The 12555-nt window shown below is 64.6% G+C and carries 8 protein-coding genes; 4 read left to right on the forward strand and 4 right to left on the reverse strand.

What is annotated here, in order from left to right:
- Positions 1–6 precede the first annotated feature (6 nt).
- Positions 7–3189 (forward strand): efflux RND transporter permease subunit, encoded by a 3183-nt coding sequence (locus tag AC066Y_RS26870; RefSeq protein ID WP_298365286.1) that lies wholly within the window; start codon positions 7–9, stop codon positions 3187–3189.
- A 133-nt stretch (positions 3190–3322) separates the two neighbouring features.
- Here AC066Y_RS26870 and AC066Y_RS26875 read toward each other — a convergent pair whose 3' ends face one another.
- The 4 genes from AC066Y_RS26875 to AC066Y_RS26890 all read right to left on the reverse strand — a co-directional run bounded on the left by AC066Y_RS26875 (position 3323) and on the right by AC066Y_RS26890 (position 6165).
- Positions 3323–3541: a hypothetical protein gene (locus AC066Y_RS26875; protein ID WP_076828992.1), complete on the reverse strand. Its 219-nt coding sequence runs from the start codon at positions 3539–3541 to the stop codon at positions 3323–3325.
- Positions 3542–3810: 269 nt separating this feature from the next.
- The gene (locus tag AC066Y_RS26880; protein ID WP_478276489.1) at positions 3811–4611 is read right to left on the reverse strand and encodes an SDR family NAD(P)-dependent oxidoreductase; all 801 of its coding nucleotides are present in this window, start codon (positions 4609–4611) and stop codon (positions 3811–3813) included.
- Position 4612: 1 nt separating this feature from the next.
- Entirely contained in the window at positions 4613–5167 is a 555-nt protein-coding gene (locus tag AC066Y_RS26885) for a carboxymuconolactone decarboxylase family protein (RefSeq protein ID WP_478276490.1), read from the reverse strand.
- 47 nt (positions 5168–5214) lie between these two features.
- Entirely contained in the window at positions 5215–6165 is a 951-nt protein-coding gene (locus tag AC066Y_RS26890; protein WP_478276491.1) for a hypothetical protein, read from the reverse strand.
- Between the two features lie 221 nt (positions 6166–6386).
- Between AC066Y_RS26890 and AC066Y_RS26895 the strand changes: the two genes are divergently transcribed.
- The 3 genes from AC066Y_RS26895 to AC066Y_RS26905 all read left to right on the forward strand — a co-directional run bounded on the left by AC066Y_RS26895 (position 6387) and on the right by AC066Y_RS26905 (position 12423).
- Entirely contained in the window at positions 6387–9860 is a 3474-nt protein-coding gene (locus AC066Y_RS26895) for an indolepyruvate ferredoxin oxidoreductase family protein (RefSeq protein ID WP_478276492.1), read from the forward strand.
- Positions 9861–10096: 236 nt separating this feature from the next.
- Complete coding sequence (locus tag AC066Y_RS26900) at positions 10097–10528, forward strand: hypothetical protein (RefSeq protein WP_478276493.1); 432 nt, start codon at positions 10097–10099, stop codon at positions 10526–10528.
- Positions 10529–10842: 314 nt separating this feature from the next.
- The gene (locus AC066Y_RS26905; RefSeq protein ID WP_478276494.1) at positions 10843–12423 is read left to right on the forward strand and encodes an alkaline phosphatase D family protein; all 1581 of its coding nucleotides are present in this window, start codon (positions 10843–10845) and stop codon (positions 12421–12423) included.
- Positions 12424–12555 lie beyond the last annotated feature (132 nt).

Below are 12555 nucleotides of genomic sequence, written 5' to 3' on the forward strand. Positions count from 1 at the left end.
GGAGCCATGAATCTCTCAAAATTCTTCATCGACCGGCCGATCTTCGCCGGCGTGCTGTCGATCCTGATCTTCCTGGCCGGCCTGATCTCGCTGCTGGCGATGCCGATCTCGGAATACCCCGATGTGGTGCCGCCGTCGGTCGTGGTGCGGGCGACCTATCCCGGCGCCAATCCGAAGGTGATCGCCGAGACGGTCGCGACGCCGATCGAGGAGCAGATCAACGGCGTCGAGGGCATGCTCTATATGTCGAGCCAGGCGACCACCGACGGTGCGATGACGCTGACGGTGACCTTCCGTCTCGGCACCGACCCCGACAAGGCGACCCAGCTGGTGCAGAACCGCGTGCAACAGGCCGAGCCGCGCCTGCCGGCCGTGGTGCGCCAGCTCGGCATCATCACCAAGAAGAGCTCGCCCGACCTCACCATGGTCGTGCATCTGCTGTCGCCCAACAACCGCTATGACATGACGTATCTGCGCAACTACGCAGTGCTCAACGTCAAGGACCGGCTGGCGCGGATCGACGGCGTCGGCGACGTCCAGCTTTATGGCGCCGGCGACTATTCGATGCGGGTCTGGGTCGACCCACAGAAGGCCGCCGAACATGCGCTGACCGCAAGCGACGTCGTGCGCGCGATCCAGGCGCAGAACGTCGAGGCTGCGGCCGGCGTGGTCGGCTCCTCGCCCAGCGTCAAGGGCCTCGACCTCCAGCTCTCCGTCAACGCGGAGGGACGGCTGTCGACCGAGGAACAGTTCGGCGACATCGTGGTGAAGACCGGCTCCGCCGGCGAGGTGGTGCGGCTGCGCGACGTCGCGCGGATCGAGCTCGGCGCCTCCGAATACGGCCTGCGCTCGCTGCTCGACAACAAGCAGGCGGTCGCGATCCCGATCTTCCAGGCGCCCGGTTCGAACGCGCTGGAGATCTCCGACCACGTCCGCGCCACGATGGCCGAGATCAAGAAGAACATGCCGGAAGGCGTGTCGTACCAGATCGTCTACGATCCGACGCAGTTCGTGCGCTCCTCGATCGAGGCCGTCATCCACACGCTGCTCGAGGCGATCGCGCTCGTCGTGCTGGTCGTGATCCTGTTCCTGCAGACCTGGCGCGCCTCGATCATTCCCTTGATCGCGGTTCCGGTGTCGATCGTCGGCACCTTCGCGGTGATGCATGTGTTCGGCTTCTCGATCAACGCGCTCAGCCTGTTCGGCCTGGTGCTGGCGATCGGCATCGTGGTCGACGACGCCATCGTCGTGGTCGAGAACGTCGAGCGCAATATCGAATCCGGCCTGTCGCCGCGCGATGCCACCAACCAGGCGATGCGCGAAGTGTCCGGCCCGATCATCGCCATCGCGCTGGTCTTGATCGCGGTGTTCGTGCCGCTGGCCTTCATCTCCGGCCTCACCGGACAGTTCTACAAGCAGTTCGCGCTGACGATTGCGATCTCGACCGTGATCTCGGCGATCAATTCGCTGACGCTGTCGCCGGCGCTGTCGGCGCTGCTCTTGAAGGGGCATGACGAGCCGAAGGATTGGCTGACCCGGGGCATGGAAAAGTCGCTGGGCTGGTTCTTCCGCGGTTTCAACAAGGTCTTCACGAAGTCCTCGGAGAACTACGGCCGTACCGTCACCAAGGTGATCTATGGCAAAGCCGTGGTGATCGGCCTCTATGTGCTGCTGATCGGCCTGACCGGCGTGCTGTTCAAGCAGGTGCCGAGCGGCTTCGTGCCGGGCCAGGACAAGCAGTATCTGGTCGGCTTTGCCCGGCTGCCGGACGGCGCCACGCTCGACCGCACCGAGGAAGTGATCCGCAAGATGAGCGACATCGCGTTGACCCAGCCGGGTGTCGAGAGCTCGGTGGCGTTTCCCGGCCTGTCGATCTCCGGCTTCACCAACTCCTCCAACGCCGGTATCGTGTTCTCGACCTTGAAGCCGTTCGACGAGCGCAAGGATCCGTCGCTCAGCGGTCCGGCAATCGCGGCGGCGCTCAACAAGAAATATGCCGGCATCCAGGATGCCTTCATCGCGATGTTCCCGCCGCCGCCGGTCAACGGCCTCGGCACCATCGGCGGTTTCAAGCTGCAGATCGAGGACCGCGCCGGCCTCGGCTACGAGGCGCTGAACGATGCCACCAAGGCGTTCATGACGGCGATGCAGAAGGCGCCGGAGATCGCCGGCGTGTTCTCGAGCTTCCAGGTCAACGTGCCGCAGCTGTTCGCCGACATCGACCGCACCAAGGCGCTGCAGCTCGGCGTGCCGGTCACGGAGGTCTTCAACACGCTGCAGATCTATCTCGGCTCCTACTATGTCAACGACTTCAACAAATTCGGCCGCACCTATTCGGTCTATGTTCAAGCGGACGCGCCGTTCCGCGCGCGTGCCGACGACATCAGGCAGTTGAAGGTGCGCTCGTCGTCCGGTGACATGGTGCCGCTGTCGGCGCTGTTGAAGGTCCGCCAGAGTGCGGGTCCGGAACGCGCGATCCGCTACAACGGCTTCCTGTCGTCGGACATCAACGCCGCTGCGGCGCCGGGCTTTTCGTCCGGCCAGGCGCAGGAGGCGGCGACACGGATCGCGGCTGAAACGCTGCCGCCGGGCTTTGCCTTCGAATGGACCGACCTGACCTATCAGGAGTTCATCGCCGGCAATTCCGGACTCTGGGTGTTTCCGCTCGCGATCCTCCTGGTGTTCCTGGTGCTCGCCGCGCTCTATGAGAGCCTGGCGCTGCCGCTCTCGATCATCATGATCGTGCCGATGGGCCTATTGGCGGCGATGTTCGGCGTCTGGCTGTCGAAGGGCGACAACAACGTCTTCACCCAGATCGGACTGATCGTGCTGGTCGGATTGTCGGCCAAGAACGCCATCCTGATCGTCGAATTCGCGCGCGAGCTCGAATTCGCCGGGCGCTCGCCGATCCGCGCCGCGATCGAGGCGAGCCGGTTGCGGCTGCGGCCGATCCTGATGACGTCGATGGCGTTCATCATGGGCGTGCTGCCGCTGGTGCTGTCGACCGGTGCGGGCTCGGAGATGCGGCGCGCGATGGGCGTCGCGGTGTTCTCCGGCATGATCGGCGTCACCGTGTTCGGCCTGTTCCTGACGCCGGTATTCTATGTGCTGCTGCGCACGGTCACCGGCATGAAGCCGCTGACGCAGCACGGCGAGGCGACCATTCCTGGAAAAGCACACGCGGCATGATGCCGCGCGTGCAGAGCGTTTTCGAGCGAAGTGGATACCGCTTCGCTTGAAGAAAGCGTCAAAACAACAAACGAGAGCTTCGGTTTTGATCGAATCAAGACTGAAGCTCTCGTTGGTGTCAGTTTGAAGGGGATCAGGCTGCGATATCGAGCAGCAATTGTGACGAACCGCGGACCAGCACCTTGCGGCCCGCGGGCGTCAGTTCAAACGAATCTCCACGCACCGCGACATAACCGAGCGTGATCAGGCTTTCGACGGCGAACCGGTTCAGCCTTGAAGGGTTTGCTGCGGGAGCCCGCAACGCTTTCAACGCATCCCACTGATCGGGTCTGAGTTCGAATTCTTCGCTCATTGGTCCAGGCACTCCAGAAGTTCTTGGCGTGCGAGATACAGAGCGCAGATGAATTTCGTGCGACCACAACGAGTCAGGATTTCGATTTATGTGGACACGCCGTCACATCGCCGTGTCATTGGAATGCTTCAAGTTTTTCGAATCATTGTGGCGCATTGCCACGTGATGCTGTCACAGTGATTAACCGCACGTCGTCACACAGGTTAATCGTCTCGATTAACCAGGTTAATCACCTCGATTAACCGGGCTAATCAGCTGGATTAACCGGGTTAACCGCGCCGCACGCTTGCGCCGCCATCGACCGGCAACGTCACACCGGTCACGAAATTGGCCTCATCCGAGGCGAGGAACAGCGCGGCATTGGCGACGTCCCAGCCGGTGCCCATCTTGTGACGCAGCGGCACCTTGCTGTCTCGCTCGGCCTCGACTTCCGCGCGGCTCTTCTTGAATTCGCGGGCGCGCGTGTCCACCGCCATCGGCGTGTTCATCAATCCGGGCAAGATCACGTTGGCGCGAATGCCATATTGCGCATTCTGGTAGGCGAGCTGTTCGGTGAAGGCGATCATCGCCGACTTGGTCGCCTTGTAGGCGACATAAGGATAGGTCGTGATTGCGGCCATCGACGAGATGTTGATGATCGAGCCGCGCTGCTGCTTGCGCATGATCGGGATCACGTGCTTGGCGGCGAGGATGCAGCTCTTCAGGTTGATCGCCACGCAGCGGTCGAACGCTTCCTCGGTGATGTCGAGCAGTTCGGCATCGCCGCCGGAGAGGCTGACACCGACATTGTTGTGCAGGATATCGACGCTGGCCCAGCGGCCATGCGCATCCGCCACCATCGCCTTGATGTCGGCATTCTTGGTGACGTCGGCGTTGAAGGCGACGGCGGTGCCGCCCTTGGCCGTGATCATATCGACGGTTTCCTGCGCCGATGCCAGGTTGTGATCGACGCACAGCACCTTGGCGCCTTCGCGCGCGAAGGTCAGCGCGGTGGCGCGTCCGTTGCCGATGCCTTCGCCGGGGCTCTGGCCGGCGCCGACGACGATGGCGACGCGATCTTGCAGGCGCATGTCACTTCACTCCTGGGATCGGGTACTGCTGCAGTACCTCTTTGTAGGCTGGTTCGTTGTCGATCTGCATGGTGGCGAGCACCCGCACCACCGCGCAGTAGAACGCGATCGTCAGCACCAGATCGGTCATGTGCTCATCGGACAGCTCTCTCTTGATCTCGGCGAAGGTCGCCTCCGACATCGCGAGCTCGCGCACCATCTCGCGGGCACCCTTGAGGATTGCTTTCGCCAGCGGTTCGAGCTTTGACGGCTTGCCCTCGGTCTCGGCGATCAGGCCCTTGATGTCCTCGTCGGTGACGCCGAACTCCTTGCCGATCTTCACATGGTGGGTGAACTCGTATTCCGACTTCTCGAGCCAGCCGACCTGCAGGATCGCGAGCTCGCGCAGCCGCGGGTCGAGCTTGCTCTTGAAGCGGATATAGCCGCCGATGCCGTTGAAGGCGCGCGCCATGTCCGGCGAGTTCACCAAGAGCTTGTGCAGATTGGTGTTGCGCTTGAGCATGTCGCGATATTCGGGAGCGACCTGGTCAGCTTCGAGATAGGGCAGGCGGGCCATTGTTGTTGTCCTTGCTTCGGCGGCTTGCGGAACAGGCGGCTGTCGCTTCAGCCGTAAAGCGCTTTGTGCTCGCGCTCGTAGTTGGCGTAGGAGTCCTTCATGCTGGCGCCGTTGAGCAGCATGGTCGCGACCACCGCGTTGTCGGCATCGAACACGGTCGAGCGCACCCACATGCTCTCGGTGCGCTTGCTGCCCGAGAGCGCCACGACCTCGCGCTCGACCCAATAGGTCTCGCCCGGGAACAGCGGCCCGCGCACAAGCCGGATCTCCTGATCCGCGAACAGCCCGACGGCGGGGCCGCGGACCGGCAAGCGGTCCTCGCGGGCGCGGTACTGGAACAGCACGCTCAGCATCTCCATCGGGATGATGGCGCGGCCCCAGGGATTGTACTCCAGCGAATAATAATCCGACGGCTCGGTGATCACCTTGAGCTTGTCGGCCAGCGAGAACGGATAGAGATCGCCCATGTTCTGGTCGAAATCCATCTTGATCGCCTGCCGGGGCGTCTTCATGCCGACCTTGATATCGGCGAGGATCACCGGGTCGGTCAGCGGCTTCAATTCGCCGAGCCTGCGGGCGAGCGCCGTCTCCGTGCCATCGCCGTCGATCGAGGCGGTGCCGCGCAGGATCTCGGTGCCGTCGCGCTTGATCATCCCGATGGTGCAAACGGTCTGGCCCGGTTTCGGCTTCTCGATCTGGGCCTGCACCTCTTCGCCCTCGAACACCGGATTGCGGTAATGCGCGGACAGGCACCCGGTCATGAACCAGGCCCGGCCCCAGATCCGCTCGCACAGCGGCGCGAACTGGCTGAAATGGGTCGGTCCCTCGATCGTGCCGCCGCGGAAGCCGAGCTTCTGCGCGGTCGCATCGTCGTGAATCGAGGCATGGGAGTCGTAGGTCTGGGCCTGCAGCATCTGCTTCGGGCTGCGCCAGGGACCCATCAGCAGATTGCCGTTCTCCACGATTTCCGTCGTGAATGCGGATTCGACTTTAATCATCCTTGGTCTCCCTTCGCGCGCCACCGTTTCAAAGATGCCGGGGTTCGGCAAGCCTCGCAGAGCAAGAAGGCCTCGCATGCGCAACATGAGATATGTGCTGCGGCCATGGAACAGGGCTGTTCATGCATAACAAAATCAGTGCATGCTGATGCATGATCATGGGCAAGAGAATGAGACCGGTTCGGACCGGCGTGACCTGATCGGCGGGGAGCCTGAAACTGATGGCGTTGATGGAAGTTGGACTGGACGACAAGTACCGGTTGGATACGAAACGAATCTTCCTTTCCGGTACCCAGGCTCTGGTCCGATTGCCGATGTTGCAGCGCGAACGCGACCGCGCGCACGGGCTGAACACTGCGGGTTTCATCTCCGGTTACCGCGGCTCGCCGCTCGGCATGTACGACCACGCGCTGTGGCGGGCGAAATCGTTCCTCAGGGAGCATGACATCGCCTTCGTTCCCGGCCTCAACGAGGACCTGGCGGCGACCGCGGTGTGGGGCAGCCAGCAGGTCGGCATGTTCCCCGGTGCCAAGGTCGATGGCGTGTTCGGCATCTGGTACGGCAAGGGCCCCGGCGTCGACCGCTCGCTCGACGCGCTCAAGCACGCCAATTCCGCCGGCACCTCGCCGAATGGCGGCGTGATCGCGCTCGCCGGCGACGACCATGGCTGCCAGTCCTCGACGCTCGCACACCAGAGCGAACAGGTGTTCGCCTCGGCGCTCATGCCGGTGGTCAATCCGGCGACGCTGCAGGACTATCTCGACCTCGGCATCCTCGGCTTTGCGCTGTCGCGCTATTCCGGCTGCTGGGTCGGCTTCAAGGCGATCTCGGAGACGGTCGAAAGCTCGGCCTCGATCGTCAGCGATCCCGATCGCATCAAGATCATCATGCCCGACGATTTCGAGATGCCGCCGGGCGGGCTCTCGATCCGCTGGCCGGATCCGCCGCTGGAGGCCGAGCGCAGGCTGCACGGACCCAAGATGGAGGCGGTCGCGGCCTTCGCCCGCGCCAACCGGTTCGACCGCATTGTGCTGGATTCCAAGCCGGCACGGCTCGGCATCATGGCGACCGGCAAGGCCTATCTCGATCTGCGCCAGGCGCTCGCCGATCTCGGCATCACCGATGCCGAGGCCCAGGCGCTGGGCCTGCGCATCTACAAGGTGGCGTTGACCTGGCCGCTTGAAGCGCGCGGCGCGCGCGACTTCGCCGAAGGCCTGCAGGACGTGCTGGTCGTCGAGGAGAAGCGCGGCTTCATCGAGGACCAGCTGGTCCGCATCCTCTACAACATGGACGCGTCCAGGCGTCCGTCCGTGGTCGGCAAGCGCGACGAGAGCGGCGCGCCGCTGCTGCCGAGCGAGGGCGAGCTGACGCCGACCATGGTTGCCGCCGCCGTGGTGGCGCGGCTGCGCAAGCTCGGCCACCGCAGTCCGCTGCTGGAGCAGCGCCTGGCAAAACTCGAGGCGTTCGATCGCCCGGCCGAGGGCACGGGCACCGCGAAGCTGCAACGCACGCCGTATTTCTGCTCGGGCTGCCCGCACAACTCATCGACCAAGATTCCGGAGGGCAGCCGCGCCATGGCCGGCATCGGCTGTCACGGCATGGCGCTGTCGGTGCCGAACCGCAACACCCAGACCATCTCGCATATGGGCGCGGAGGGCGTGAGCTGGATCGGGCAGGCGCCGTTCACCAGCGAACAGCATGTGTTCCAGAATCTCGGCGACGGCACCTATACGCATTCGGGCTTGCTGGCGCTGCGCGCGGCGGCCGCGGCCGGCGTCAACATCACCTACAAGATCCTCTACAACGACGCGGTCGCAATGACCGGCGGCCAGCCGGCCGAAGGTGGCTTCACGGTGGCGCAGATCGCGCACCAGGTCGCGGCCGAGGGCACCAAGCGGCTCGCGATCGTCTCCGACGATCCGGACAAATATCCCGCCAATTACTTCCCGTCCGGCGCCACCATCCATCATCGCCGCGAGCTCGATGCCGTGCAGCGCACGTTGCGCGAGATCGAGGGACTCACCGTCCTGATCTACGACCAGACCTGCGCCGCCGAGAAGCGCCGCCGCCGCAAGCGCGGGCTGTTTCCCGATCCGGCCAAGCGCGTCTTCATCAATGAGCGCGTCTGCGAAGGCTGCGGCGACTGCTCGGTCGCGTCGAACTGCGTCTCGGTGCAGCCGCTGGAGACCGAGCTCGGCCGCAAGCGCCGCATCGACCAGTCGAACTGCAACAAGGATTTCTCCTGCATCGAGGGCTTCTGCCCGAGCTTCGTGATGGTGCAGGATCCCAAGCTGCGCAAGACCGACCGCACCGCCGCCGATCCCAAGGCGCTGTTCGCGGACCTGCCGGCACCGCCCGCGGCCGCACTCAGCAACCCCTACAACATCCTGATCACCGGCATCGGTGGCACCGGCGTCATCACCATCGGCGCGCTGCTCGGCATGGCCGCCCATGTCGAGGGGCTCGCCTGCTCGACGCTCGACTTCACCGGCCTGTCGCAGAAGAACGGCGCGGTCATGAGCCATGTCCGGCTGGCGCCGGCGTCCGACATGCTGACCACGGTCCGCATCGCGCCCGGCAATGCCAATCTGATCCTCGGTTGCGATCTCGTCGTCGCCACCAGCGTGCCGGCGCTGAGCCGCGCCGAGCGCGGCGTCACCCGCGCCGTCGTCAACGCCGATCTGTTGCCGACCGCGAGCTTCGTGATCGATCCCGATATCGACTTTGAAGCCAGCTCGATGCGCGACGCGCTGAACGGCGCGGTGAGACCTGATGATCTCGACATCCTCGATGCCACCGGGCTTGCGACCGCGCTGATGGGCGACAGCATCGCGACCAACGCCTTCATGCTCGGCTTCGCGTTCCAGCGTGGTGCGATCCCGCTGTCGCTCGAGGCCATCCTGAAGGCGATCGAGCTCAACGGCGCCGCGATCGAGATGAACAAGACCGCGTTCTCGTGGGGCCGGCTCGCCGCGCATGATCTGCAGCGCGTGGTCAGCGCCGCGCGCTTCAAGAGCGCAGGCGCCGCGCCGGCGAAGAAGACGCTCGATGAGGCGATTGCGTTCCGCGCCAAGTTCCTCACCGACTATCAGGACGCGGCTTACGCGAAGCGCTATCTCGACGACGTCGCGCGCGTCCGCTCCGCCGAAGCTGCGGCAGCGCCGGGCTCGCATGACCTGACCGAGGCCTTTGCAAAGGGCCTGTTCAAGCTGATGGCCTACAAGGACGAATATGAGGTCGCGCGGCTCTATTCCGACGGCGAGTTCAGCAAGGCCTTGAGGGAGCAGTTCGAGGGCAATTCCGGTCTGAAGGTCTTGCTGGCACCGCCGCTGCTGGCGCAGCGCGATCCCGTCACCGGGCGCTTGCAGAAGCGCGAGTTCGGGCCGTGGATCTTCAAGGCGTTCGGCCTGCTGTCGGGGCTGAAGGGCCTGCGCGGCACAGCATTCGACATCTTCGGCTACACCGCCGAGCGCAAGATGGAGCGCGCGCTGCCGGTGGAGTATGCGGCGATGATCCTGCGTCACCTCGACGGCAAGAAGCCGCTCGATTTGCCGCGCCTGGTGGCGCTGGCGAAGACCGCGGACCTCGTGCGCGGCTACGGCCACATCAAGGAAGGCAACGTCGCCCGCTACCGCACCGAATGCGCGCGGCTGGAGCGTGCGATCGGCCAGCCGCTGGCACAGGCGGCGGAGTAGGCTGGAGCGTATTCGAGCGAAGTGGCTACCGGTTCGCGTGAAGAAAACGCGTCAAAACAAGAAGCTAGAAACCCGTTCCGATACCATCGGAACGGCGCGCCAGGTGGCTGGCAGCGGAACTTTCCACGACCGCCTTGGTTGACCGGTAACCCTGCCCCGTAAGCCGTGGCTGGATTCGCGCGGCCGGGCTCCTACATGATGGCTGTTCTGTTCGAGTGATTTCAGGAGGCCCTTTGATGGTCCTGAAAAGCGCTTTTGTTGCAACTGTTTGCACCGCGTGCCTGGCGTTGGGTGGCGTGGCGTTGGCTGACGACTACCGCCCAAGCGAGTTCTTCAGCCTCGATCTCTCGCGGGCCGTGCTCTCGCCGAAGCCGCTTGGCCCGCCGGCGCAGTTCGAGCCGGTTCCGGTCGAGGCGAAGACCGACCACGGACCTGATCAGCGCGCCAATGTCGCACCGAAGGTCGAGCAGCCGAAAGTCGAGCGGCAAAAGGCCGTGCGGACAAGCAGGGTAACGGCACCGCATGAACGCAAGCGCGCAGTGGCGCAGGTTCCCGCCCGCGCCAAGCTCGCGCGGCGCCATTCGAACCCGCTCGATGCGGAAGCCCGCGACACCAGGATCCAGACCTGGCCGTGCCGCACCGGCGGCATCTGCAACTGGCAGCGGTGAGAGTGCCCGCCGCGCCTGTGCTCTCTCGAAGTGCGCCAATCCCAAACCCGTCATCCTGAGGAGCGCGCTCTTGCGCGCGTCTCGAAGGATCGACGGCCCGTCTTTGGCCGATTCATCCTTCGAGGCTCGCTCTGCTCGCGCCTCAGGATGACGGGATTAGCATCGAGTGCTCGGCGTTCCTGTGCTGTTCCGATCTCCATATCCCCCGAGTCATCCCGCCGTCGCAAAACCGTCGGCGCAGAGTCAAGAAACCGTAAGGGCGGAGTCAAACAGCGCAGGCAAAACCTTCGTTGCGATTCGACGAAGGTTATTCGATGCCGACAGCGATCTCCGCGAGGGGGCGAGGCCTCACAAGGCGTCAGCTTCTGGTGCGCTCGGCGTCGACGGCCGCGCTGGCGGGATTGGGCGCGCTGGCAAAGCCCTATCTGAGCCGCGCCGCGGATCGGCCTGCGATCGCGGGCATCCAGTCCGGCGACGTCGCCAGCGATTCCGCTGTGATCTGGGCCCGCGCCGATCGCGCCGCGCGGATGCAGATCGAATGCGCCGCGGTCGAAAGCTTCGCCACCATCCTGCGCACCGCGTCCGCCGACGCGCTGCCCGAGCGCGACTTCACCGCAAAGCTGCTGCTCGATGGCCTGCCGCCGGGGCAGGACCTGTTCTATCGCATCAGCTTCGAGGATCGCGACGGCATTGTGGGCGAAAGCCGCGTCGGGCATTTCCGCACCGCGCCGGTCGACCGCCGCTCGGTCTCGTTCGTCTGGTCCGGCGACGTCGTGGGGCAGGGCTGGGGCATCGACCCCGCGCGCGGCGGCCTGCGCAGCTATCGCACCATGTTGAACGAGCACCCGGATTTCTTCATCCATTCCGGCGATCACATCTATGCCGATTGCACGGTGCCGTCGGAGCAGATGCTGCCGAACGGCGAGGTCTGGCGCAACATCGTCACCGAGGAGAAGTCGGTCGTCGCCCACAGCCTCGACGAGTTTCGCGGCAACTACAAATACAACTGGTTCGACGACAACTTCCGCGCCTTCCACGCCGAGGTGCCGATGTTCGCGCAGTGGGACGACCATGAGGTGGCCGACGACTGGTCGCCAATCGGCACCGCCGACGCAACCGGCTATGATGCGGACGGCAATTCGCGCCTGGTGGCGCGGGCGCGCCGCGCCTTCCACGAATTCATGCCGATGCGGCTGATGCCGGAGCGCGACGGCCGGGTCTATCGCAAGATCGCCTACGGGCCGCTGCTCGACGTCTTCATCATCGACATGCGCTCCTACCGCGATTCCAGCTGGAATAAGCAGGGCGATCCGGACCAGGCGTTCATCCTTGGTCAGGATCAGCTCGCCTGGCTGAAGCGGGAGCTGGTGGCGTCGGATGCTGTCTGGAAGGTGATCGCGGCGGATCTGCCGATCGGCCTCGTCAGCCTGGACGCCGTCGCGCTCGGCGACGGGCCGCCGGAGCGGCGCGAGTACGAGATCGCCGATCTCCTGTCCTTCATGAAGCGCGCCGGCATCCGCAACACGGTGTGGCTCACCGCCGACATGCACTACACCGCCGCGCATCATTATGATCCGAACCGCGCAGTGTTCCAGGAGTTCGAGCCGTTCTGGGAGTTCGTCTCCGGCCCACTGCACGCCGGCACCTGGTCGCCGGGCGAGCTCGACAACACCTTTGGCCCGAAGGCGATGTACCAGAACGGCTGCTCGGCCGAGCAGGGCGACAATCTCGCGCCGTGTTTCGGCCTCCAATTCTTCGGCCGCGTCGACATCGACGGCAGGACCGGCGTGATGAGAGTGACGCTGAAGGACGTCGACAACCACGATCTCTGGTCGGTCGACATCGAGCCGCGGCCGGACGCGCGGCCCGGCCTGATCATGGCGCAACATATCTAGGCTCGCGAAAGCCGTCGCGACATCTTGATTGCGGGCGGCTTGCCCGAAGGCCCGGTTTGCGGGCAAACTGGTATCGGCAGTCCTGCCAATTTCATTCCTTTCAGACGATTTGCTGGCGTGACGTCGTCGATG

The organism is Bradyrhizobium sp. USDA3010 (assembly GCF_056429065.1).